At 54.5% G+C, this 24285-nt stretch carries 18 protein-coding genes; 4 read left to right on the top strand and 14 right to left on the bottom strand.

Annotated features, from left to right (window positions below):
* Positions 1–8 precede the first annotated feature (8 nt).
* The 13 genes from EJP87_RS00330 to fabG form a co-directional block, all read right to left on the bottom strand.
* Complete coding sequence (locus EJP87_RS00330) at positions 9–959, bottom strand: PilZ domain-containing protein (RefSeq protein WP_130469874.1); 951 nt, start codon at positions 957–959, stop codon at positions 9–11.
* 57 nt (positions 960–1016) lie between these two features.
* A complete protein-coding gene (locus EJP87_RS00325) occupies positions 1017–1409 on the bottom strand; it encodes a response regulator (protein ID WP_130469873.1) in 393 nt (130 codons plus the stop codon).
* A gap of 36 nt (positions 1410–1445) precedes the next feature.
* A complete protein-coding gene (locus EJP87_RS00320; RefSeq protein ID WP_130469872.1) occupies positions 1446–2651 on the bottom strand; it encodes a cytidylate kinase family protein in 1206 nt (401 codons plus the stop codon).
* 108 nt (positions 2652–2759) lie between these two features.
* Entirely contained in the window at positions 2760–3023 is a 264-nt protein-coding gene (locus tag EJP87_RS00315) for a hypothetical protein (RefSeq protein ID WP_130469871.1), read from the bottom strand.
* A gap of 315 nt (positions 3024–3338) precedes the next feature.
* On the bottom strand, positions 3339–4526 hold the full coding sequence (locus tag EJP87_RS00310; RefSeq protein ID WP_130469870.1) for a BaiN/RdsA family NAD(P)/FAD-dependent oxidoreductase: 1188 nt from the start codon (positions 4524–4526) through the stop codon (positions 3339–3341).
* A gap of 24 nt (positions 4527–4550) precedes the next feature.
* On the bottom strand, positions 4551–6020 hold the full coding sequence (locus EJP87_RS00305; protein ID WP_130469869.1) for a TatD family hydrolase: 1470 nt from the start codon (positions 6018–6020) through the stop codon (positions 4551–4553).
* A complete protein-coding gene (locus tag EJP87_RS00300) occupies positions 6017–7381 on the bottom strand; it encodes a PSP1 domain-containing protein (RefSeq protein WP_130469868.1) in 1365 nt (454 codons plus the stop codon). Before EJP87_RS00300 ends, EJP87_RS00305 begins: the two co-directional genes overlap by 4 nt.
* 15 nt (positions 7382–7396) lie before the next feature.
* The gene (gene holB / locus EJP87_RS00295; RefSeq protein ID WP_130469867.1) at positions 7397–8392 is read right to left on the bottom strand and encodes a DNA polymerase III subunit delta'; all 996 of its coding nucleotides are present in this window, start codon (positions 8390–8392) and stop codon (positions 7397–7399) included.
* Positions 8370–9020 (bottom strand): dTMP kinase, encoded by a 651-nt coding sequence (gene tmk / locus EJP87_RS00290; RefSeq protein ID WP_130469866.1) that lies wholly within the window; start codon positions 9018–9020, stop codon positions 8370–8372. Before tmk ends, holB begins: the two co-directional genes overlap by 23 nt.
* Before the next feature lie 2 nt (positions 9021–9022).
* Positions 9023–10072, bottom strand: coding sequence for an endolytic transglycosylase MltG (gene mltG, locus EJP87_RS00285; protein WP_193771014.1), 1050 nt, complete (start codon positions 10070–10072; stop codon positions 9023–9025).
* Positions 10073–10212: 140 nt separating this feature from the next.
* On the bottom strand, positions 10213–11454 hold the full coding sequence (gene fabF, locus EJP87_RS00280) for a beta-ketoacyl-ACP synthase II (RefSeq protein WP_130469864.1): 1242 nt from the start codon (positions 11452–11454) through the stop codon (positions 10213–10215).
* Positions 11455–11508: 54 nt separating this feature from the next.
* Complete coding sequence (locus EJP87_RS00275) at positions 11509–11745, bottom strand: acyl carrier protein (RefSeq protein WP_130469863.1); 237 nt, start codon at positions 11743–11745, stop codon at positions 11509–11511.
* A 77-nt stretch (positions 11746–11822) separates the two neighbouring features.
* Entirely contained in the window at positions 11823–12563 is a 741-nt protein-coding gene (fabG, locus tag EJP87_RS00270; RefSeq protein WP_130469862.1) for a 3-oxoacyl-[acyl-carrier-protein] reductase, read from the bottom strand.
* Positions 12564–12587: 24 nt separating this feature from the next.
* On the opposite strand from fabG, the gene EJP87_RS00265 reads away from it, so the two are divergent.
* The 3 genes from EJP87_RS00265 (at position 12588) to EJP87_RS00255 (ending at position 21333) form a co-directional block, all read left to right on the top strand.
* Complete coding sequence (locus tag EJP87_RS00265; protein ID WP_227657383.1) at positions 12588–15371, top strand: PD-(D/E)XK nuclease family protein; 2784 nt, start codon at positions 12588–12590, stop codon at positions 15369–15371.
* Complete coding sequence (locus EJP87_RS00260; RefSeq protein ID WP_130469860.1) at positions 15368–18775, top strand: UvrD-helicase domain-containing protein; 3408 nt, start codon at positions 15368–15370, stop codon at positions 18773–18775. Before EJP87_RS00265 ends, EJP87_RS00260 begins: the two co-directional genes overlap by 4 nt.
* Before the next feature lie 122 nt (positions 18776–18897).
* Entirely contained in the window at positions 18898–21333 is a 2436-nt protein-coding gene (locus EJP87_RS00255; RefSeq protein WP_130469859.1) for an ATP-binding protein, read from the top strand.
* A 39-nt stretch (positions 21334–21372) separates the two neighbouring features.
* On the opposite strand, the gene EJP87_RS00250 is transcribed toward EJP87_RS00255, so the two are convergent.
* A complete protein-coding gene (locus EJP87_RS00250; protein ID WP_130469858.1) occupies positions 21373–22839 on the bottom strand; it encodes a tRNA nucleotidyltransferase/poly(A) polymerase family protein in 1467 nt (488 codons plus the stop codon).
* Between EJP87_RS00250 and mtaB the strand changes: the two genes are divergently transcribed.
* Positions 22798–24195: a tRNA (N(6)-L-threonylcarbamoyladenosine(37)-C(2))-methylthiotransferase MtaB gene (gene mtaB, locus EJP87_RS00245; protein ID WP_193771012.1), complete on the top strand. Its 1398-nt coding sequence runs from the start codon at positions 22798–22800 to the stop codon at positions 24193–24195. The genes EJP87_RS00250 and mtaB overlap by 42 nt on opposite strands.
* The last annotated feature ends 90 nt before the right edge of the window (positions 24196–24285 follow it).

Raw genomic sequence — 24285 nt, 5'->3', positions numbered from 1 at the left:
CTATTTTGTCAACGGACGCGGTTGGAGCGTGCTTCCAATTCGTGGGCAATCGTGTCCAGATGTGCCGATTGGAAGAGATCCGCGATATTTTCGGTTTCTGTCGGGGAGAGATTGTGGCGAAGGCGCAAGTTGATGCGTTCGACATGTGTGACCAGTTCACCGATCATACGGATGGCTTCATAATTATCGGCATGAAAACCGGCATGTCCGACTATTTCGCCCTGGCGGTATTGCACTTTGAAGAGAGTTCCTTGTTGCACCAGCTCCTGGTCATCGCGCCATTGAAAGAAGAAGCGTACTTGACTGCCTTCTGCAGGCGGTGACTGGTCATGGGGGAGCAGGAAGCGGCATCCTCCCATGCTGATGTCCAGGATGATGGCCTCAAAGCTGGAGCCATCTTCATCAACAAGACGCAAGGAGACGCCACTGGCTGGTTGATAGGGAATGCGGGCAGCGTCGCGACGCAAGGCTTTGCGGCTCATCTGTTCAGGAAACTGCATGCGATGGGCATTGCCGGGGCTTGGTGTGTCGGAGGGCAGGCGCATGGTTTTGAACTCATGCAGTTTTCCTCCCAGGATGAAGGTGACGACCCCCATGCGTCCCAGATGAATTTTATCGTTGCCATCGGCGGGATCGGTGCAGCCCAAAAGCAGATGGGTGTGGTTGCGCAGATATTCGCTGGAAAGCGCAGTCGCACCCGCATGGATCATCTCTTTGTCTGGGAGAATGCGGGTTTTATATTCCAAGACCCGACTACCGAAAGAGATATGCAGCTCTGTATGGGCATCGCTGGCCTGCATGAGGAGCTCCGCTATTTTTGTTTTGTTTTGCAGCAATTCGCTTTGTGCGGAGCGGTCACCATCCCGGCTGCTGGAGGCGTTGGGGTGTCTGGGTTGGCCATGGCCGGTCAGTCGGCTCATGGCGCTGCTCAGTTGTTGCCAGAGGGAGTGAGTGTTCATGGTTTTTCTCCTGTTGGAGGTGCGTTAACATGGAGAGGTTGAAGAAGAGTACTGGATTCAAGGCCAATTATTCTTTGCAGTGCGCTGTAGAGTACGCTCGACAGCTTGTTGTACCATGCTGGTTAGCAATGGTTTACTGATGATCTCTTGGGCGCCAAACATACTGGCCATGCGCAAGGTTAATTGTGGGTTCATGGCCCGGTAGCCTCCCGACATGGCGATGATAGGCAGTTGGGGATACTCTCTGAGCAGATTGGCTATCAAATCGATGCCATCGATCTCTGGCATAAAAATGTCGGTGATCAGCAGAGCAACGGGGGTCTGCGAGAGGATGTGCAGTGCTTCATTGCCATTTTCTGCGACATCAAGCGTATGTCCACTCTGTTGCAAGATTTCGCTCAACAGTGCCAGAATATCCGGGTCATCATCCACTACGAGAATGTGGGCCATGGTTGATACTCTCCTTTTGCCACGGAAAATCGCGCATTACTTGTGTTGACAGCCCTTCAAAATCCGATAACGGGAGAGGGCATGGCGAATAGAGCGGACCAGAGTTTTTCTGGTGATCTGTCCTTTTACCAGATAATCTTGTGCACCCTCATCAACCGATTGAATCGCTTTTTGTTCATCGTCAATGCCGGTAAAGAGGATGATCGGGGTTTCCAAATGTTTTTGATTCAGTCGTCCGAAGGTCTCTTCATAGCCATGACTGTCGCTTAAATTGAGATCAAGAAGAATCAGATCAAAATGTTGTTCCGCCAGTCGTTGTTCTGTTTCGCGAAAAGTGGCGGCATGGGTCAGGGTCAAGGAGGGCATGCGCAGTGCCGAATCTTTGTTGCTGGACGGGTTGTTGAGCCAGCCACGGACCAATTCGACAAACTCTGGTTCATCTTCCACAATTAAAAAATGCAAACCGGGTTGCAAGACCCGAAAGTGTGTCTGTTCGGCGCTGACAGGGGGAGTGGCGAGCGGCGCATGGTGTAGCGGAGCTGCCTCAGGCAAGCTTGATTTTTGAGTCTTCAGAAAGCCCATTCCCTCCATGGCCTGCACAATGACCGCGGCAACGCGCAGAGGTTCGATGCGGTCGGAGTTGATGACCAGATCATAGTAGGTGCGCCGGTTGGGAAAGCGTTTGTAGAGACCTTTGAGAAAGCGACTGCGCTCTTTTTCAATGGAGAGAAGTTTCTCTTTGGCCGCATCGGTGGTAATGCCTTCGCGTTGGGCGATGCGCTGGATACAAATATCGCGCGATCCTTCAATGCGCACCCGAAAGACATGGGGGTGATCGGCCAAGATCAGGCGTGCTCCGCGACCGAGAATGACTCCTCCTGTTTGGGCGATGCGATTTACCGCCTTGATCAAATTTTTATAATAGCCGGCAACCGACTGCTCTGGTTCAATAAACAGCGAATATAAAAAGGCATCGATGGCGCGTGGCAACTTTTCATCCATCAGGGAGATCAGCTTGTTGGTTGTATGGCTGGTTTGCACAAGCTGATCGATCATGGAATAACCATAGCAGGGAACATGGAGCTGTTCGGCCAACAGCTCAGCAATTTTACCGCCATTGGAGCCAAATTCGCGGGATACAGTGACCACAATAGGTCTGTTTTCGGCATGGTGTGAATGGTCGGTGGCGTCGCTGAACAGAGTTGATTTGACCAAACCTGAAATACCTGAACGATTATCCATTTGTTCTCTCCGTTGGCTGGTGCGGGAAAGGGGTGAAGCCTCTCGGCGTGAGCAGTCTGGTTTTAGGAAAGAGTAGCGGCTGAGGAGGGGATTCCGAGAGGAGTGACTCTATTGTATTTCAATTTTTACTATGATTGCAAGTTTTTCTTGCATAAAAAACAGGGCAAGCGCATTTGCCAATTTCCTCACTGTTGCCACAAGCGAAACGGTGCCTGTCGGGCGTCCGCCCTCCCAAAGAGTGTTCCTTTGGGGCACAGATTGGTGCGGCGTGCGCGAATGCTTTGCATTTGCTTCTGGTGCAACGCCGCACATTTTCAGCAGGGCTTTGCTCTGCACCCACCAGGAGGAGATAATCTCCTCATGGACCTCCATAATATTTTTATGGTTTGCAAATGCGATTGTCCTGGCATCAAAAACGGTTTGTAACTATTCAGGTTTGTGCTGGCTCGCCAGCTCTACCCCCATGGGGATGCTGTGCGAATTAGCGCAAAAATACGCGCCAATCCGCACAGCTTGCTTCCATTAGGCGCTTAAGCCGACGCAAAAAGCGCGTTGGCTTGTTGTGAAAGGCGCGCCAAAAGCAAAAGATTAAAAGCAAAATCCCAGGGATTCCCTCCCTGGACCCGGCCAGGGAGGTGCCCTCCCTGGACCCGCAGTTGATTTGGATGCTGAATAGTTACAACGGTTTTAGATATTTTGTGCCGCCAGGAAAGCAGAAGACCAAGCCCATTGCAGGTTATAACCTCCCAAATGGCCGGTTACATCCAGCACTTCGCCAATAAAATAGAGTCCCGGAATGGTGCGGCACTCCATGGTTTGTGCATGAAGAGAGCTGGTGGCGACGCCGCCGGTGGTGACTTCAGCCACCCGATACCCCTCATCGCCTGTGGGGGTAATGATCCATTTGTGTACTGTGTCTGCCAGGCGGAGCAAGGTGGCATCGGCAGTCTCCGCCAAACGGGTGGAGATCTGCAGATGCTGGGTGAGAGTTTGCGCCAAGCGTTTAGGCAGCCACTGCGCCAGCACATTGCTGACAGTTTGTTTGGGATGCAGGGAGCGCGCCTGACGCAACAGGGTGCAGAGATTGTGATCGGGCAAAAGATTGATATGCAAGGGGGTTTCTGGTTGCCAGTAAGAGGAGATTTGCAACACCACAGGACCGCTGATGCCGCGATGGGTGAAGAGCAGCGGTCCAGAAAAGTGTCTGTTTTGGCAATCGATGCGCGCAGGAAGCGACAGGCCAGCCAGGGAGGCGTGGCTGCGCAAGCCGCCTGGCGGCAGTTGCAAAGGCACCAGTCCGGGACGTGTGGGGATGATTGGCAGTTGCCACTGTTTGGCCAGGCGTAGTCCCAGATCCGATGCTCCCAATTTGGGAAAGGAGAGTCCACCCGTAGCCACCACCAATTTTTTGCCGCTGAATTGTCCCGCTTGGCTGTGAATCAGAAAAGCCTGCTCGCGCCGTTCAACCCGCTGGATGGCATGGCCCAGAGCAAAGTGCACCTGGCTGTTGCGGCACTCCTGGAGCAGCCATTCGACGATCTGTCGGGCGGAACCGCTGCAAAAATATTGTCCCGATGGGCGCTCTTCGACCGGGATAGCCGCTTTTTTTAGTCGGGCGAGGATGGCCTGGTTGTCAAAGCGGCGCAAGGCGGGGAGACAAAAGTGTGGTTGTTGGCAAAGATAGTGCTCTTTGCCCAGATGCCGGTGGGTGATGTTGCCATGTCCTCCACCGGAGAGGGCAATTTTTCTTCCCGGCTGGTTGACATGATCCAGCAGCAACACCGAGCGACCGCGCCGTCCCGCCTCTCCAGCACAGAACAGACCGGCAGCCCCGGCTCCCAAAACCAGCACATCCCAGAGGCGAGGCTGTGTCATCTTTGGCGCACTCTGCAGGGCCGCTCAGCCGACCTGGTTGAGAATGCGTTTGCGAAAATGGACTCCCAATTGGTGGGCGATCTCTGCACACGCCTTTATATCCACCCCCTCCAATCCTTCGATGGCGGTTGCGGTGACCGAGGGAATATGGGCTTTGGCGGCGAGTAAAAAATCTTTGACTGCTTGATAGGCACCGGGAACGGTTGGTCGGCTATGGCGATTGTATATCTCTTCATTTTGTGCATTGAGAGAGACGGAAACCGCATCAATCAGACCGCGTAAACGGGGGGTGATGTCGCTGCGATAGACCCGATTGGCCAGCCCATCGGTATTGATGCGGATGGGAATCGCGCACTGTTGTTTGATGGCCTGTGCCACCTGCAGCAGGACCGGCAGGCGCAAGGTGGGCTCTCCATAGCCGCAAAAGACAATTTCCTGGTAGGCGGAATAGTCACCCATGGCTTGCAGGATCTCCTCTGCAGTGGGGTTGCGTGGCAGAGTAAGATCATACTGGTGCACGACCGGGGCAACCCATTTGGGGCAAAAGTGGCAGCGCAAGGTGCACCCTTTACTGATATTCAGATAAAGACCGGAGCCGATTGCATAGGCGAGCGTTGGTGGTTGTGGCGCCATGACTGCGGGTGCTGGGCTGAGAATTTTTGCCAGTTCATCAGGACGAAACAGGCGCAGATAATTTTGGGTGGTGATGCTGGCCACCTGTTGCAAAGGGAGTCCATGCAGATGGGCCAGGGTTTCGGCAATACGTACCACCATGGCCGGTTCATTGCGTTTGCCTCGATGGGGCATGGGAGCCAAATAGGGGGCATCGGTTTCAATCAGCAGACGATCCAAAGGCAGTTGCTGGGCAATTTGCCGCAGAGCATCCCCGCTTTTGAAGGTGAGCACGCCGGAAAAGGAGATATGCAGCCCTTGTTGTATCGCCCATTCGGCCATCTCCAGGGAGCCGGTAAAGCAGTGCAAAACACCCCCCTTTGCTGGCAGGCCCTCACTTTCCACGATCCGGCGGGTATCTGCCTCTGCCTCGCGGGTATGGATAATCAGAGGCAGATCGAGAATTTTGGCGGCCTGGATATGATTGCGAAACACCTGCTCCTGTTGCTCGGCAGGGCTGTAGAGATAGTGATAATCCAGGCCGGTTTCGCCCACCGCGATAATGTGTGGATGGTTGCCGGCAGCGACAATCGCCTCCACAGAGCTTTCCGGCTCTTCTGCGGCATAATGGGGATGAATGCCGACACTGGCTGCCACGTTGTTATAGCGGTCACATATCGCCAGCAGATTGGCAACGGTGGTGAGACGGGTGGAGATGGTAGTGATCCAATTGACTCCGGCAGCATGGGCGCGCTGCAGCACAGCCTCTTGATCGGCAGCAAAATCGGGAAAATCGAGATGGGCATGGCTGTCGGCAAAAAGGCTATCGGTGTGCAAGGAACTGCTTGCACTGTGCTGAGTGTGATGTGAATGGCTGCTCATGCTGTCTCCTTTGTTTCCGCAGGTGGGGGGCCACGGCGGCGGCGCCGACGTTTGCGGGTTTGTGGCGGCGTACCCACTGCTGTCGGCTCAGGGTTGGACTCTGCTGCTGTTTGGGTGCTGCTTCCAGATGGGTTTGTTTCGGCGACCGCCGCCACGGTTTGGTCTGGCGTCATTGCAGCAGCCTGATTGCGACTGTTGGGGCGCTCGCGTTGATTCTCCCGTTTTGCCAAGTGGGGACGCGGTTGCTGACGCCTGGTCTCGGCCGGGCGGCGCTCTGCTCCTTGCTGGGGAGGAGTGGCGGCTGGCAACTCCTCGCGAAAAATCTCCTCCTCTTCGAGGTTGAGGCTCTCCTCTTCCTCAGTGGCTGGAGGGGGTTGTTGCTTGAGGCAAAGATCACAACGCGCTACACAAAGCCGGTTGCCATCGGCAAGCTGCAGATCCACCGTTTCAGTCAGAGGATGAATGGCTTGTACCACTCCCTCTCGGCCATCGTTGGTTTGTACCATCTGTTTTAAGCGCGGCATCCCCTCTCGCAACGCTTGATAGGTGCTGTTTTCATACTCCAGGCAGCAGAGCAAGCGACCACAGGTGCCGGAAATTCCTTCTGGATTTAAGGAGAGTTCCTGGTTTTTTGCCATGCGCACGGAAACCGGATGAAACCGTTTCAGATAAGAGGCACAGCAAAATGGTTGCCCGCACAGACCCATTCCTCCCAACAGCTTGGTTTCATCGCGGACACCAATGTGGCGCATTTCCACCCGCACTTTGAGTTGCGTTCCCAAGAGACGCACCAATTCACGAAAATCCACCCGATTTTCTGCCGTAAAATAGACGATAATCCGGTTGCCACCCGGTTGGTAGTGGATATGGGAAAGGCGCATTTCCAACTGCAGATCCTGCATATATTTTCGACAGAGCTGCTTGGCTTTTTGTTCCAGAGAGCTTTTTTCGGCAACAAACTGTTTTTCGCTGGCGCTGAGAATGCGACCAATTTTATCAAAGCTGCCGGTATAGAGGCGCTCCTGGAGATTGTCCCCCGGTTGTGCCTCCACGACAAAAAGAACTTGCGCCAGGATCTCCTCTTCTTTGCCGTGCAAATAGACCAGGTCACCGCTTTTGATCTCTCTTAAGGTAGAGAGAAAACGGTACACCATGCCCGAGGAGTCCACACGCACGCCCACCAGTTTAGCTGTTTTACGTTGCGGGCCTCCTTCTTTGTTCGGCTGTCCCTCTCCTCGTGCAGATCTGCCTTGTCCAGAGTGCTTGCGTGGCTGGGAGGAAGTGCTTGGCGATTCGTGCAGCGGATCAGGCGGAATTTCGGCGGTGATTTGGGGTAGGGCATTGGATAACGGCTCATTCATGGCCAAGAAGTCCTGTCAGAAGGCAGCACCATGCAGGCGTGCCAAACGAATATAAATGGTTTCCAAAAGCAGACGGCGGTTCAGATTGATAGCGGCAGCCCGCCGTAATAAAGAGTCGGTGGTATTGGCAAATTGCACCTTTTTTTCCAAGAAGTCGCCTGGAATTTCCTGTTGTCGATGGGCATCATTATGCAGTTGTGTTTGCAGCCAGGCACGCAACAAAACGGGAAACAGAGGAAATTTTTCTGCTGCGGCCCAATGTTCTGCCCAGCGGATAATCTCTGCCAGTGAGGTTGCGGGCAGGCGTTCCATCTCCTGCTGAAATTGCTGACGCAGTTTTGGCCACTCTCCTTGGCTGAAGGTGAGGATGCGCCCCACTTGCTGGCCCCCGATGCGAATAGCCTCCTGAAGGTCAGCAGTGGGCAGAGCAGCCAATGTTTTGGCATCAGGATGCTGGCGCAGGATGTGGATAATCTCCTCTTCAGACAAACGCGAAAAACGGGTTTTCAAACAGCGGGAACGAATAGTCGGCAACAGAGTGCCTGCCTGACTGGTGAGCAGGAGCACCAGGGAGCGGGCGGGCGGCTCTTCCAGGGTTTTCAGCAAGGCATTGGCGGCGGCTTCGTTCATGGCGGCGGCATCATTCACGATGGCCACTTTCCAGGGTGCCTCCATGGGAGTCAGAGCAAAAAAGCCGGACAGTTGGCGGATCTGATCGACACTGATACGGGTTTTGCCTTCAGCGACGGTCAGTTCGACCAAATCCCCATGGGAATCGGTAGCCACCTTGCGGCAGGGGGGGCACTGTCCGCATCCAGAGCCGTTATGGGCAGCTTGATGGGGGCAAAACAGGGCTTGCACAAAGGCTTTGGCCACGGTGGCTTTGCCGATACCGGGAGGACCAAAAAACAGATGGGCATGGCCGGGATGGTGCAATGCCATTGCCCGTTTCAGGTTGCCGAGTACGGTCGCATGGCCGACGATCTGTTCAAGAGTGGGGCAGAAGGACACGGATCTCCTCCCAAATGCGTTCAGCTACGGCATCAATGGTTTGACTGGCATCAATGCGGCGGATGCGTTGCGGTTGTTGGCTTGCCATGTGCAGAAAACCGTCGCGCACTCGTTGGTGAAAAGCCAACTGTTGCTGTTCAAAATAGTCGAGAGGCTCATCTGGCGGGCGCGAGTTGCGCGATCGTTGCAGTCCCAGGGTGGGATCCACATCCAACAACAGCGTGCGGTCGGGTAAAAGAGCAGCGCAAAACTGTTGGTGGCATTGATACAACCAGGACAAATCCATTCCTTTGCCATAACCTTGATAGGCCAAGGTGCTCTCCAGAAAACGATCACACAAGACCCAGACACCCTGTTGCAAGGTGGGCAGGATACGCTGCTGCAGATGATCACTGCGTGCGGCAAGCAGCAGCAACAGCTCTGTTTCCGGGCTGCGCATACTGTCGGCAGCGAGCAGCAGGTGACGAATCTCTTCTGCCAAAGGGGATCCGCCCGGCTCACGAGTGCTGAGCACAGGAATATCCAACTCCCGCAGGCGCTGGGCCAGCATCCTTTGTTGCAGAGATTTTCCGGCGCCATCCCCTCCTTCAAAGCTGAGAAAACGTCCCGTGTGGGAGAAAGTGGACATGATCACCTCTTTTTGGGGGGAGGCAGATGGCGTTGATAGCGATCTACATTGGCCTCATGTTCGGGCAAGGTTTTGGCAAAGACGTGAAAGCCTTCGCCACGGGCCACAAAATAGAGATCATCACTCTCTTCGGGAAAGAGGGCAGCGCGGATGGAAGCCTTGCCAGGATTACAGATAGGTGTAGGTGGCAGACCATATTGGGTATAGGTGTTATAGGGGGTTGCTTCGCGCAGATGTTGCCGGGTCAGGTTGCCGTCGAAGCTGTGGCCAGCCAGCCCTTTCTGCAGACCATAGATGACTGTCGGGTCGCTTTGCAGGCGCATTTTTTTGCGCAGGCGGTTATGAAACACCGCCGAGACTCTTGCTCGTTCGCTGGCCTGTCCGGTCTCTTTTTCGATGATGGAGGCGAGAATGAGAGTTTCCACGGGAGAGAGATCTACGGCACGTGTGGAGCGTTGTGCTCCCTCCTGCTGGGCTGTTTGCCACAGTTCATCCAGGACCTGTTGGGTTTGTTTCACCATGCGGGATAAAATTTCCGCAGTGGAATCATGACGATGATAGTGATAGGTGCTGGGAAAGAGCCAACCTTCCAGTGAGGGGGTCGCAAGGGCCATTTTTTTCAGCCACTCTGGGTCATTGGCAACCTTTTCAGGATTGTGCCAGCCTTGTGACTGTAGGCGCTGCAAAATATCCTGTACGGTCAACCCCTCTGGGATGCTCAGGCGATGTACCACTTGATTGCCAGTGCTGAGGCGGAGCAAAACCTGTTGCGGCAACTCTCCAGCAGGAAATTCATACTCTCCGGCCTGAATGCCAGGAGCAAGTTGCACTCCATTGCTGGAGATGTGCAGGCGTTGCCAACGGGCAAGGAGGGTGAAGCGCAAGGCTGAGGAGATGACATGATTCTGCTCCAGCTTTTTGGCAATTTGTGCCAAGGAGGCGCCGCGTTCGATCTCCAGGGTGATGGTTTGCGTGCTTCCCTGTTGCAAAAAATGTAAATAATCAGCAACGATACTACCGCCCAAAGCCGGCAACAACAGGCCAGCCAGCACCCAGATTGCTCTTTTGCGCACTCTCTGGGAGGGTGCTTGCCCAGGAGGGGGCTCCCCCTCCTGGTTTTGCGAAGCTGCGAGTTCGTGATCCGCAGCAGATTGCGGATCGAGAGGCGGTTCTTGAGTGGTCTGGCAAGGAGTCAAGGTGCACGTTTCAATAAAAGTGAAGCGTTGGTACCACCAAATCCGAATGAGTTGGAGAGTGCAAATTCCATGTGGCAGTCACGTGCAGTATTCGGCACATAATCCAAATCACAGAGAGGATCGGGATAATCCAGATTGATGGTAGGTGGAATTATTTGGTGATACAGGCTCAGAGCGGTAAAAATCGCCTCCACACCTCCTGCTGCGCCCAGGAGATGTCCAGTCATCGATTTTGTGGAAGAGACCATCAATTTTTTTGCTTTTTCGATGCCGAAAAGGGTTTTGATTGCCTCTGTTTCCACAGCATCGCCCTGGGGCGTGGAGGTGCCATGGGCATTGATATAATCGATCAACTCGGAGTCGAGATTGGCATCCTTGAGAGCGGCGCGCATGCAGCGAATTGCGCCATCACCATTAGGATCGGGAGCGGTAATATGATGGGCATCACCGGACATGCCATAACCGATCACCTCGGCATAGATGGTGGCACCGCGTTTTTTTGCGGATTCCATCTCTTCGAGGAAGATGATGCCGGCTCCTTCGGCGATGACAAAGCCATCGCGTTCGCGGTCCCAGGGGCGGGAGGCTTTTTCTGGGGCATCGTTGCGCACGCTCAGGGCTTTGGCAGCGGCGAAGCCTCCGACGGCCAGTTCACAGATAGTTGCTTCGGCGCCTCCGGCCAACATGGCATCGGCTTCGCCATGCCGGATGAGGCGTGCCGCATCACCGATGGCGTGGGTGCCGGTGGCACAGGCAGTGACGACGGCATGGTTGGGCCCTTTCAGGCCGAAGCGGATGGCGACATGTCCAGAGATCAGATTGATCAAGGACATGGGGATGAAAAAGGGAGAGATGCGACTGGGACCGCGACTTTGCAACTGCATGGCCTGATTTTGGATGGCCATCAAACCGCCAATGCCCGAACCGATCATCACGCCGACACGAGAGGCATTCTCTTCGTTACAGGTATAACCGGAACTCTCCCAAGCCATTTGTGCGGCTGCGATACCATATTGCATAAAGAGATCCATTTTTTTGATCTCTTTCTTGGGGATCCAGGTTTCGGCTTGAAACTCCCGACATTCACCCGCGATACGGGAATCATAGCCGGTTGTATCGAATCGACTGATAGCTCCGATTCCGGAGCGTCCGGCCACCAGTCCGGACCAGGTAGTCTCGGTCCCCAACCCCATCGGGGTTACCAGACCCAGACCGGTGATCACCACGCGACGATTCACGGCAGCTCCTTTTTCAATAACTGTGCAGCAGGGTAGGCAATCGCAACCGGTATCTCAACCGGCACTTTTTTCGATAAATTCGATAGCCTGTTGGACTGTTTCGATCTTTTCAGCGGCTTCATCGGGGATTTCGCAGCCGAACTCTTCTTCCAGTGCCATGACCAATTCCACTGTATCCAGGGAGTCGGCACCCAGATCATTGACGAAGTGTGCTTGTTCGGTAACCTGATCTTCACCGACGCCCAACTGTTCCATGACAATTTTTTTGACCCGTGCTGCGATATCGCTCATGATTTTTTCCTTGATAAAACAATGCCAAAAGATCAAACCTCCGTTGAAAACCCAATGTTCCAGGGAGATTTTCCGAACTACCCCATAAACATTCCGCCGTTGACGTGCAGGGTAGTGCCGGTAATATACCGGGCTTCTGCCGAGGCCAGAAAGGCTACGGCGTATGCGACATCTTCCGGTTCTCCGGGGATGCCCAACGGGATGCGTGCCAGGATAGCCTCCCTTGCTTTGGAATTCAACTTATCGGTCATTGCCGAGCGAATAAATCCTGGGGCAACGCAGTTGACGGTAATATTCCGGGAGGCCACTTCCATGGCTACAGTTTTTGCAAAGCCTTCCAGAGCGGCTTTGCTGGCGACATAATTGGCTTGGCCGGGGTTGCCGGTATGTCCCACCACGGAAGAGATATTGATGATGCGACCGTAGCGGGCCTTGACCATGGTACGCAAAACCAATTGGGTCAGGCGAAACACACTTTCCAGGTTGATGCTCAAGACTTTTTGCCAATCATCGTTGCCCATGCGCATGACCAGGCTGTCGCGGGTAATGCCGGCGTTGTTGACCAGGATGTCGATGCGGGAAAACTTTTCCAGAGTCAGGCTGACCGCTTCGTTGACGCAGGGAAAGGAGGTGACATCGGCTTCATAGGCTTCTGAATCGGGAGAGTATTGACGGATCTCTTCGAGGGCTTCGAGCAGACGAATGGATTCATTGCTGATCAACACCAGTTTGGCACCACGTTTGGCCAGTTCGAGGGCGATGACGCGCCCGATACCACTACTGGAGCCGGTGACAAGGGCAACCTGATCCTTCAACATAAACCGGATAATCCTTTGTTGGAAGTGATTCCATCCACACACTACCATGCCGGAGGGGTGGCAATGATGCGTGATGCCGTGTACATCCTGGAGCCTGAGGATCTGGTTCTGACCGTCAACCGTCGTTTGGCGCGCCTGGTGCGTGAACAACAGGATCATGCGCAACGAGATCGGGGTGCTCTGCTCTGGCCAACGCCGCAGGTCATGCCTTTATCTGCCTGGTTGGAGCAGTGCTGGGAGCAGTTTCTGGATAGCCAGGAGAGCTCTCCCTCGCCCGTGCGCAGCAAACTGCCGACATTGCTGACACCGTGGCAAGAACGACTGCTGTGGGAGCAGATCATTACGACCTCTGCACAGGGCAGCCTTTTGTTGCGGCAGGCGGAGGCGGCGGAGTTGGCGCGCCAGGCGTGGCAACGGCTACAGGAGTGGCAGGTGACACTGCACGCAACTGACCTCTACGATCACGAGGATGCAGAGGCTTTTTACGCTTGGTCAGAAAAATTTGCAAGTATTTGTAATAAACAGGGATGGTTGGATCAGGCAAGCCTGCCACGTTTTCTGCAGAGTAAATTATCGCAACTCATTCTGCCAAAAAGAATTTTTTTAGCCGGTTTCACGGCCTATGGACAGCCGTTGCCCCCCTTGTTGCAGCAATTTTTTTTGGCGTTGCAGCAAGAAGGGGTCAGCGTTGCCGACTGGCCCTCTCTGCACAAGAGCGCAGAGGTGCAAGCTGTGAGTTGTGCCACTCCAGAAGAGGAGCTGTTGACGGCGGCGCGTTGGGCAAGAGAGAGGGTGATAGAGCAGCCGACAAGCCGCATTGCGGTGGTGGTGCCGCAGTTGGAGCGATCGTTATCGCAGGTGGTGGAGATTTTTTCCCGGATCTTTTATCCGGGCATCAAGCCATCGCAATTGGATGCGCGCAGCAAGCTGTTCAACCTCTCTTTGGGCGCATCGTTGAGCAGTACCCCGATGATTCGCGATGCCCTTTTATTGCTTTCCTTGGGGCGAGGTTTCTTGACCATAGAGCAGGTGACTGGACTATTGCACTCTCCCTTTTGGCGTGGGGGAGAGAGGGAATGGGCAGAACGCAGCCTGTTGGATGAGCGTTTGCGGCGCCAGCGGTTTTTGCAGGTGCGGGTCAGTCGCTTGCGCCGTGAGGCGCAGCATGGCGAGCGGGAGAGTCCTGCCTGCCCGCAATTGGCTGCGGTTTTAGGTGATTTTTTGCAGCGTGTGCAAAGGGAGGGTGCCGACACAGCAGGCCGGACCGAGCTGCGCAAACCTTCGCAATGGATGGAGCGTTTTGCCAGTTGGTTGCGACAACTGGGTTGGCCGGGTGAACAGGCGTTGAGCAGTGCGGAATATCAAAACCGATTGGCCTGGCAGGAGCTGTTGGTGCTCTTTGCCACCTTGGATAAGACAGCCGGTTTGTTGAGCCTGAATGATGCTTTGGAACAGTTGGCGCGCATGGCCAATGATACCCCCTTTCAACCGGAGTCAGAACAGGCGCCGGTACAGATTTTAGGAATTCTGGAGGCATTGGGTGGGGAGTTTACCCATTTATGGATAACGGGTTTGACTGTAGATGGTTGGCCTCCGCCGATGGAGGCCAATCCCTTGTTGCCGATTGCCTGGCAACGCCGCCATGGCCTGCCATTTTCCGATGTGCGGCGGGAATGGGAGGTGGCCGAACGGCGTTTTCAGCAGTTGTTGCAGTCGGCTGAACAGGTGCTATGCAGTTATGCCGAGCAGGAGGAAGAGCAACTGATGGCTCCCTCGCCCTTTTGGCAACGCCTGCCCCAGCAACAGAGAGAGGCTGCAACTGCGGTGGCCAGTGGGGAAACGGATTATGCGCAGTTGATTTTTCAATCTGCCCGTTGGCAATGGCTCCAGGAGGAGGAGCCGCTGCCTTTGGCTGAGAGCGCGCTTGAAGTCAGTTCTGGAGTATTGAAAGCGCAAGCGCACTGTCCCTTTCAAGCCTATGCGCGCTACCGTTTGGGGGCGCGGGGGCGCAGCGAGCCGGGGCTGGGTTTGGATGCCCGGCAACGGGGCGAGGTGGTGCATGCCGCTTTGCATCAGTTGTGGTCAGTGTTGCCGAATCCGCAGCAGAGGCTGCAGAGCCTGCATGCGGCAACGGAAATCTACATCGCGCAGGCGGTTGAGCAGGTGTTGCAACAGGCTGCAGAGCAGTGGCCGGAGCCGTTGCATCCCTTTTTTCGTGCCTTGGAGAGCAGTCGTTTATGTCGTCTGCTGGCCGCATGTGTGGTTTTGGAGCAGGAGCGACAAGAGCCGTTTGCTGTGGTGGGCCAGGAGGTGGAGCGCACACTGCGTTTAGGGCCGTTATTGGTGCGGCTCCGTTTGGATCGTTTGGACCGTCTGCAGAATGGTTCGTTGGTGATTTTGGATTATAAAACCGGTGTAAGTCGTGTGGAGGATTGGTTGGGGGAGCGTCCGCAGGATCCCCAGTTGCCACTCTATGTGCTGGCCCAAAACGAGAATGGCAGCGAAGAGATAGCGGCGGTGGCTTTTTGTCAGGTGCGTGCAGGGGCGTGTCAATTCAGTGGTTTGGCGGTTGCCGATGGCTTGTTGCCCAATGTGCTGCATTTTCAGAAAAAATATCAGGAAATGGATAGTTGGGCGGCCCTGTTGGCCGAATGGCAACGGGTGTTAAGCTCCTTGGCAGAACGCTATTATCGAGGCGAGGCGGCGGTGGATCCCTTGCCAGGAGTTTGTCAATATTGTGATCTGACACCGTTGTGCCGACGTTTGGAGCAGGGTGGCGCAGGCAGCCATGAGGAGGAGGAGGCATGAATCTGCATTCTGAAGGTGTCACATTGGCAGACGCGGAAGCGCGTCGTTTGGCCATCGATCCTCGGCACTCCTATATTGTGCAGGCACCGGCGGGATCCGGTAAAACTGGTTTGTTGACCCAACGCTTTTTATGTCTGCTGGCAGGGGTGGAGCAGCCGGAAGAGCTGATTGCAATTACTTTTACCCGCAAGGCAGCGGCTGAAATGCAGAGCCGGATTGTGGAGGCCCTGCACTCTGCAACCGAGGAGCTTCCAGAACAGGTCGATCCCTATCGGCAACAGAGCCATGCTTTGGCGCGCCAGGTGCTGCAACGGGATGCCGAGTGCAACTGGCGGTTGTTGGAGCAGCCTGGCCGCTTGCGTATTTTGACCATGGATGCACTGGCGGCGATGTTGACCAGACAGTTGCCGATTTTGTCGCGCATGGGGGGAAGATTTCAGATCGGCGACGAAAGTGAACAGGATTATCGCCAGGCGGCACGGGCAACCTTGTTGGCAGGGCGGGAGTCGGGGCGCTGGTCGGAGCCGATTGCGCGTTTGCTGGATCATATGGACAACCAGTTGGAGCGGGTGGAAACCTTGTTGGCGCGTCTGCTGGCGCGCCGTGATCAATGGTTGCACTGGTTGGGTGGCGCAAGGATGGCAGAGGCACGCGACAGCTTGCAGCAGGTGTTGGCGCAGGTGGTTGTCGAAGGGATCCAAGCGGTGGATCGCCAGCTTTCCCGGCAGCAAAAAGAGCAGTTGTGGCAACTGACTCTCTATGCGGGTGAAAATATGCGGCAAAAACAGGTGGAGTGCCCTCTGTCCAGATGTCTGCCGGATGGAGAACCGCCGCTGTGCCGTCTGGAGGATCTCGATTATTGGCTGGCGCTGAGCGATTGGTTGTTGAGCAAAGAGGGAGAGTGGCGCAAACAGGTTGATCTGCGGGTGGGTTTTCCCCCTGCCAGTCAGGGCAAGAGCGCTGCCGAGCGCGCACGTTTTGGCGAGAAAAAGCAGGAGGCTTTGGCCTGTCTGGCCGCTTTGGCAGAAGACACCTCTTTGCTGGAATCTTTGCGCGGATTGCGGATGCTGCCGCCCGCCGCTTACAGCGAGGGACAATGGGAGATATTATCCTCCCTGTTGTTGCTGTTGCCGATGGCGGTGGCGCAGTTGCGGATACGTTTTCAGTTGACAGGTCAGGTCGATTTTGCCGAAGTGGCGCTGCGTGCCGAAGAGGCGTTGGGCGATTCCGAACAGCCCACCCCTTTGGCGATGAAATTGGATTATCAAATCCGTCATCTGCTGGTCGATGAATTTCAGGATACCTCTTTGGGGCAATATCGTTTTATCGAACGTCTGCTTGCCGGATGGCAAAACGGAGATGGGCGTACCCTTTTTGTGGTGGGCGATCCGATGCAGTCGATCTATCGATTCCGGGAGGCGGAGGTCGGGCTGTTTTTGCGGGCACAGCAGCAGGGTATTGCCCAGGTGGCGTTGCACCCGTTGCGTTTGACGGTCAACTTTCGGGCGCAGTCCTCCTTGGTAGAGTGGGTCAATCAAAGTTTTTGCACACTGTTTCCCGATGCAGACGATGTGGCAGAAGGGGCGGTTTCTTTTCATGCTTCGGTAGCTTTTCGTGCTCCTTTGCCGGGTCCGGCAGTGCAGTTGCATCCGAGCCAGAATAGTGCGCAAGAGGCGGAGCAGGTGGTAGAGTTGCTCAAGCGGGCACGGGAAAAGGGGCAGAGCACAGCCATCCTGGTGCGCACGCGCAGCCATCTGCAGGCTGTTTTGCCCTCTTTGCAGCAGGCGGCAATCTCTTATCAGGGGATTGATCTGGCCCCTTTGCTGCATTCCATGGTGATTCAGGATCTGCTGTCGTTGACCAGGGCATTGCTGTTTCCCTCGGATCATATTGCCTGGTTGGCGCTGTTGCGGGCTCCCTGGTGTGGGTTGTCACTGGCTGATTTGACCCGTTTTCTGGAGTGGCAGCCTGCAGGGGAGGGGCAGAGGCTAGCAACAGTGTGGCAGCGGATCACGATGGCTGCCGATGATCTGCCTCTCAGCAGTGAGGGACGGATGCGTTTGCTGCGGGTAGCCAATATTCTGTTACAGGCTGTGGCTGAGCGCCGTCGCTGCCAAGCCTTTCCTGGAATTGCCACGTTGCGTTTTTCTGTGGAATCTTGTTGGCAAGAGTTGGGTGGACCGGCCACATTGCCCTCTGCGGCGGCACTGCAGGATGCCAGACGCTATTTTGCCCTGCTTGCTGCGCAGGAACGGGGAGGTGATCTGGCCGATTGGAGTGGCTTTCTGCGTCAGGTCGAGAGATTGTATGCGGGTGTGGATGAGCAGGCCGATAGCAGTGTAGCAATCATGACCATTCATAAGGCCAAGGGTTTGGAGTTTGATACGGTCATTATACCGGGGTTGGCACGCATGCCGCGTGTGGAAGATCGGACTCTGCTCTCCTGGCAGTTGTTGGAGAGGGGATTGTTGTTGGGACCGTTGAAGCGGGTCGATCAGGAGCAAGAGGATCCCATTCAAGCCTATATACGCTATTTGGAAAGAAAAAAAAGCAATCACGAGGCCAAACGCTTGCTGTATGTGGCGGTGACGCGGGCCAAAAAAGAGCTGCATTTGCTGGGACAGGCTGTAGAGCCTGGCAAAAAACCCTCCTCTCGCTCTTTTCTGGGCATGTTGTGGCCAACTGTGGAGAGCGCTTTTGGCAAGGAGAGTGGGGCATCGGCTGTTGCTGCCAGTAGTGCAGCGCCACTCAGCAAGGCGATGCGGGTGTTGCCCAGCGATTGGCACAACCCCCCCCTTCCTCCTGCTGTGCAGGTGCAAGCGGTGCCGTGGAGCATCCATGAGGAGGCGGTAGAGTTTGCCTGGGCGGGAGAGATGGTGCGCTTGGTGGGTATTGTGGTGCATCGTTTTTTGCATTTGATTGTCCGAGAAGGCATCAATCTATGGACCACCGAGCGTATCAACAGCAAAAGAGTGGCCATTATCAGCCATTTGTCCCGTCTTGGTCTGCCCGATGAACAGATGGAGCGGGCGGTGACCATGGTTCGAGAGGCGCTATTGAACACGCTGCAGGATGAAAGAGGGTGTTGGATATTGGATGATCGATTGCATCAGGAGGCGCGCAGCGAATATGCCTTGAGCGGGGTTATCCATGATGGTGTGCAGCATGTGGTTTTGGATCGGACCTTTATTGATCGTTCCGGGGTGCGGTGGATCATTGATTTCAAAAGCAGTTGGCATTCTGGTCAGGATCGGGAAGCCTTTTTTGATAATGAACAACTGCGTTATCAAGAGCAGTTGTCTCGTTATGGGATGTTGCTGCACACGATCTCCGCACAGCCGATCCGTTTGGGACTCTATTTTCCCTTGCATTGCGGTTGGCGCAGTTGGTCCTATTCTGGATGAGGGGTGATTGCAAATTTGTAAGAATTTGCATTAGTTGCCGATAGCAGGGAAATGATTGCTTGGCACAGAAGAGCTCTTGACATCCAGGGAGGGATTGCGGAACCTCACGCAGCAAGAGAGGGATGTGTATCGTTTTTATGCTCCAACGCAAGGCTTTTTCTATGCCCTTTGCTCAGCAAAAAGAGTCCAGTCGCTGGATGACCAAACGCTATGCTTTGGCATTGACGGTGATTGCGCTGTTGGCTTGTACAGCCTATTTTGCTTTAAGTCTGGTTATTGCCCAGCAAGAGAGTACCGGTGCGGTAGTCAATATCAGTGGCCGGCAACGGATGCTCTCACAGCGTTCGACGCTGTTTGTGCAGCGGATGCTGCTTTCGCATACTCCCGAAGAGTATGCCGCCTCGCGTGCTGAACTGTTGAAAGCGACTGATCGTATTGAAATGTCTCACGATGGCTTGACCAAGGGGAGTGTGGAGCTTGGTTTGCCGAGCACGATGAGTCAACAGGTTCACGCCATGTATTTTTCTGGTGAGGCACCTTTGGATGGTCGTATGCGCACCTTTATTGCCTCCTTGCGCCAGGTGCTGGAGACCCCATTTGGTGCTTTGCACACCGATCTACCCTATGTGCATTATATTTTGACAACAGCTCCCGGAGCCTTGTTGACATCGCTGGATGCCATGGTGTGGCAATATCAGCGTGAGGGTGAGGCGGTGATCAAAAATTTGCACCGTATGGAGAGTGGGGTTTTGTTTTTGACCCTGTTGGCGCTTGTTTTGGAGGTGTTATTAATTTTTCGTCCCATGGTACGGCAAGTGGTGCAACAGATTGGTCAATTGCATACCATGACAGAAAATCTCAATGCTGAAATAAAAAAACGGAGTGATGCGCAACAGGCGTTGCAATCTATTTTGGATGCTTTAGAGGATCGAGTTGCCGAACGGACAGCCGCATTGACTCGGGAGATTCAGGAGAGAGAAAAGGCGGAAATCTCTTTGCGGGAGAGCGAGCAGCGTTATCGGGCGGTTGCTGAATCGGCCAATGAAGGGATAGTGACCATTGACAGCAGGGCCCAGATTGTCTCCTGGAATCGGGGCGCGACGGCCATTTTTCACTATACTGAGGCAGAGAGTATAGGGGCTTCAGTGGCGTTGCTGATGCCAGAGCGCTACCGGCAGGCATGTCTGGCAGGAATTGGAGCGCTGTTGGCCGGTGGAGAAACGCAGATTATTGGGACGCCACAAGAGTTTAATGGCCTGCGCAAGGATGGGCAGGAGGTTCCACTGGAGTTGTCCATATCGACGTGGGTTGCCGGTGAGCAGCCCTTTTTTACAGGGATTATTCGCGATATTTCGGAGCGAAAAAGAGGTGAGGCGGCGCTGCATGCTGCCAAAGAGGAGGCTGAATCGGCAACGCGGGCAAAGAGCCAATTTTTGGCAACCATGAGTCATGAAATACGCACGCCGATCAATGCCTTGTTGGGGATGGGTGAGCTGTTGTTGGAGACCTCTCTGAGCGATGAGCAGCGCTATTTTCTGGAAATTTCCAATCAATCCGGGGCTGCTTTGTTGGCCTTGATCAATGATATTTTGGACTTGTCAAAAATTGAGGCCGGGCAGTTGGATATGGAGAGGGTTGTTTTTGATTTGCCCAATTTGATCACAGGGACGGTGGAGATTCTCAACCTGTTGGCCAAGGATCGGGGCAATCGCTTGGAGCTGCATTGGCAGGAGGCGCTGCCGCAGTGGGTGATCGGCGATCCGGGGCGGTTGCGACAGGTCTTGCTGAATCTGGTGAACAACGCCCTTAAATTTACCCAACAGGGGTTGGTGACGGTGACAGTTGGGGCTGGAGCAGGAGATTTTCTGCATTTTTCGGTGCGTGATACAGGGATTGGCATAGCTCCAGAAAAGTTGGAGGCGATCTTTTTACCTTTTAACCAAGCGGATAGTTCGGTCACACGGACATTTGGCGGGACCGGTTTGGGTTTAACCATCTGTCGGCAGATTATTCAGCATGCCGGTGGACAGATTGCAGTGGAGAGCCGTTTGGGCGAGGGAAGTCATTTTTATTTTTATTGGCCGTTGCCGCGCACCTCTTCGCCTGAGTTGGAGCGGGAGAGGATTGGCAAGGATGAGTCAAAGGGAGTGCGTATGGCAGATGCGGAGCAGGGCTCGCCGCAACTGTTGTTGGTTGAGGATTCGGAAGAAAATCAAATCTTGATCAGGGCCTATTTGCGATCGGGACGCTATCGTTTGGATGTGGTCAATAATGGCGCGGAGGCGGTTGAACAGATTCAGCGAGTGCGTTATGATTTGATATTGATGGATATTCAAATGCCGGTGCTGGATGGTTATGCCGCCACCCAAAAGATCCGTGCCTGGGAAAAAGCACTGCATCCACAACAACGCATTCCCATTGTTGCGGTCACTGCTGATGCCATGAAGGAGTCATTGGATCGGGCCAAAGAGGCGGGATGTGATTTGTGTCTTACCAAACCAGTGAGTAAAAAGCGCTTGTTGGAGGTGTTGGCAAGCTATTTTTCAGAGGAAAAATAAACAGGTGCGGCAAAAGATTTGCTGAGGTTGAGAATGACCTTAATAACGGTTGCCGTTGGCAATCCACTCACGGATTTTATCATACAGCATGGCTCGTTGATTACGGGTACGATCCTGACTGATCCAGGCCAATAATTCATCGATTAACTCACGCATCCACTCCCCTTGCGGCAGGCGCACCAGATCGAGTATTTCCCCACCGGAGATGGCCAAATCTTTGGGTTGCAGACGCTGTGTGGCCTGTTGCAAACTGCGGTAGCGGTTCAAGACGCGGCCCAGTTGTTTGTCCAAGCCTTGTGGTGTATCAATCTCCGTTGGTTGGTTTGGCTCTTTTGCGCGTGCGCTCTGCAGAGCATGCACCAGGCGGAAAAGGCCAGGAATGGGTATACCCTGGTGCATGAGACGGGTTAAGGTCCGATCGGTTGGAACCAGGGAGGAGTCCATGTGCTGCAGCATTTGAAAAATATGTTGTTGTCGTCGTTGCGAGAAGCGGAATTGTTTCAGAATCTCTTGAATTTTTCGGGTGGAGAGGCCATGCAGGGCGGAGCGGGTGTGGCCTTTTTCTCTGGCGATGCAATTGAGTTCGCCCATGGCATAAAACATGGCTGTCCAGCGCAGATCATGCCAGGGAATGATCTCATCGGCTTCTGGTTCGCTGATTTCGCTCATGACCTGAATCGCCCAACGACAGCGATGGGCAGGGGTGGCGCCGCTGTTGCAGATGGGAGGTGTGGCCATATCAGAAAAGATATCCTGGGCCAGCGGCGAGTAGAAAAAATCATGGACAATTTTTTGTCGTGCCGTTCCTGAAAAGGAGAGGGAAAAAAAGCGGTCCAGTTCGGCACGCAGTTTTTTGGGAGGTATTGATTCCAAGGAATATTCCGAGGCCATATCTCTTTCGCGTTCATCGCTGCTGCCTTCGAGCTGCAGGAGAAAACGAAAATAGCGCAGGGCACGCAGTGGATCATCTTCCAGGGAGGTGATCCCGTTGACCAGACGGATACGGCGTTGTGCCAAATCCTCTTTGCCATGAAAAGGATCAATCAGGGGACCGTTTGGCCAGGCAAAGGCCATGGCATTGACTGTCAAATCGCGATGCAGCAGATCCTCTTCGATGGTGGCTTCCCGGTCGGGTCGGTGGCGACAGGTGGCAATTTCGATGTGCGACAGGGGCATGGCAAAGTGGAATATTTCATCATCGGGATGCAGCGTTTCTCCAGCGTTGCCCTTTTTGAGTGGCAAAATCAGGCTGCTGTAACCAGCGGTCCAGACTTTGTGCTGTTTGGTGTTCAGGGTGAGAAAGGAGCCGCCCCCTTCGCGCAGGAGATCAAAGCACTCTGGCAAAGGGCGTTGCACCAATAAATTGAGTTCATTGGCGAGGGGTTTATGATCGAGCATATTGCGCACGGTGCCACCGACCAGATAGATCGGACCGATCAGCATATTGAGTTTATTCAGCAGGGATTGGATGGAAGGGGCAAACAGATCCTGGATGTTGCTGGTCATTCGACCTCTCCTGCCCGCTATTTCATGGTGGTGACCATGGGTTGCCGGGTCAATCAAGTGGAAACAGAACGATTATCGCATTCAGGTGCGCGTTATGGCTATTTTCCGCTGCAGGGGGATCACTCACCTGATCTACTCATTATTAACACGTGTTCGGTGACTTCGGAAAGTGATCGTCAAGCGCGACAACTGATTCGTCGTTTGGCGCGTGAACATCCGCAAGCTGGCTTGGTGGTGACGGGTTGTTATGCCCAGGCCGATGCGGCGGGATTGGCAGCGTTGGATGGTGTGGTTTTGGTGCTGGGAAATGGGGAAAAGGAGCGTTTATGGCAGTATCTTGCACAACTGCCACAGAGCGCAACTGCGGCGCAAAAAGATGTGGTCAGGGCGCCTGCGCAGGTGCATGTCGCGGCCATTGCCGAGCGTCCTCAGCAGGATGAGATAGCCTTGGTGGACCATTTTGCCGAGCGCAGTCGAGCCTTTTTGCAGGTGCAGGATGGTTGTGATCGTCGTTGTACTTTTTGTACGATTCCGGCATTGCGAGGGGCAAGCCGCTCCTTTGCTCCCGAATATTTATTGGCCCAGGTGGCGCGTTTTCGTGAACATGGATACCGGGAGATTGTGTTGACCGGGATTAATCTGGGTAGCTATGGGCGGGATCTCTCTTCTGGTATCGGTTTGGGGCAATTGCTGACCTTGTTGGCCAAAGAGCGTGGGGAGAGTCGGTTGCGACTCTCTTCCATTGATCCTCTGGATCTGGATGAGAGCGTGTTGGCCGCTTTTGCCGAGGGATCGGGATTGTGTCCCTATCTGCATTTGTCGCTGCAGTCGGGGGATGAGCGTATTTTGAAACGCATGGGGCGCGGCTATGGTCGAGCTTGGGTGATCGATAGGGTGGCGCGTTTGCGCGAACGGGTTCCCGATCTGCTGTTGGGTGCAGATCTTATTGCCGGTTTTCCCACCGAAAGCAGTGCGGCGCATCAGCAGAGTCTGGCTTTGCTGGAGGAGATCGATGTCACCTTTTTGCATGTCTTCCGTTATTCCGATCGGCCTGGTACTCCGGCTTCGGCGATTCCTGGACGTTTTCGGGTTGCCGAAAGGGAGATCAAGCGGCGTGCCGAGAGCTTGCGCCAATGGGCTGCTGGGCGTTTGCCGCTGCAGGCCCAGAAGAGATTAGGTTGTCGTGAGGAGGTGCTGGTGGAGCAGTGCAGCGAGGGCATAGCCCGTGGCAAAAGTGCCGGCTTTTTGCCAGTGCGCTTTCGCGTTGCCGAGAATGTACATAACGGAGCGCTTTACAAGGTGATGGTTCGCGGATATGATGCCGAAAGGCAGGAAATAATAGGGGAAATGTTATAACTGTCCCGTCGTTGTCACGTCGTCTCTCTTTTGTTGAGTTTCTGTTTCCATGACTTCATCATTACCATGCAATGTTCATGATATTCTGCT

Source organism: Candidatus Magnetaquicoccus inordinatus, assembly GCF_004217665.1.
Taxonomy (GTDB): domain Bacteria; phylum Pseudomonadota; class Magnetococcia; order Magnetococcales; family Magnetaquicoccaceae; genus Magnetaquicoccus; species Magnetaquicoccus inordinatus.
Note: the sequence above shows the minus strand (reverse complement) of the source record. Positions and strands in the feature narration are given on the sequence as shown.

Coding starts and splice junctions, on each gene's coding strand:
- EJP87_RS00330 (WP_130469874.1), bottom strand. CDS start 959: ATGAACACTCACTCCCTCTGGCAACAACTGAGCAGCGCCATGAGCCGA.
- EJP87_RS00325 (WP_130469873.1), bottom strand. CDS start 1,409: ATGGCCCACATTCTCGTAGTGGATGATGACCCGGATATTCTGGCACTG.
- EJP87_RS00320 (WP_130469872.1), bottom strand. CDS start 2,651: ATGGATAATCGTTCAGGTATTTCAGGTTTGGTCAAATCAACTCTGTTC.
- EJP87_RS00315 (WP_130469871.1), bottom strand. CDS start 3,023: ATGGAGGTCCATGAGGAGATTATCTCCTCCTGGTGGGTGCAGAGCAAA.
- EJP87_RS00310 (WP_130469870.1), bottom strand. CDS start 4,526: ATGACACAGCCTCGCCTCTGGGATGTGCTGGTTTTGGGAGCCGGGGCT.
- EJP87_RS00305 (WP_130469869.1), bottom strand. CDS start 6,020: ATGAGCAGCCATTCACATCACACTCAGCACAGTGCAAGCAGTTCCTTG.
- EJP87_RS00300 (WP_130469868.1), bottom strand. CDS start 7,381: ATGAATGAGCCGTTATCCAATGCCCTACCCCAAATCACCGCCGAAATT.
- tmk (WP_130469866.1), bottom strand. CDS start 9,020: ATGTCCACTTTCTCCCACACGGGACGTTTTCTCAGCTTTGAAGGAGGG.
- EJP87_RS00275 (WP_130469863.1), bottom strand. CDS start 11,745: ATGAGCGATATCGCAGCACGGGTCAAAAAAATTGTCATGGAACAGTTG.
- fabG (WP_130469862.1), bottom strand. CDS start 12,563: ATGTTGAAGGATCAGGTTGCCCTTGTCACCGGCTCCAGTAGTGGTATC.
- EJP87_RS00260 (WP_130469860.1), top strand. CDS start 15,368: ATGAATCTGCATTCTGAAGGTGTCACATTGGCAGACGCGGAAGCGCGT.
- EJP87_RS00255 (WP_130469859.1), top strand. CDS start 18,898: ATGTGTATCGTTTTTATGCTCCAACGCAAGGCTTTTTCTATGCCCTTT.
- EJP87_RS00250 (WP_130469858.1), bottom strand. CDS start 22,839: ATGACCAGCAACATCCAGGATCTGTTTGCCCCTTCCATCCAATCCCTG.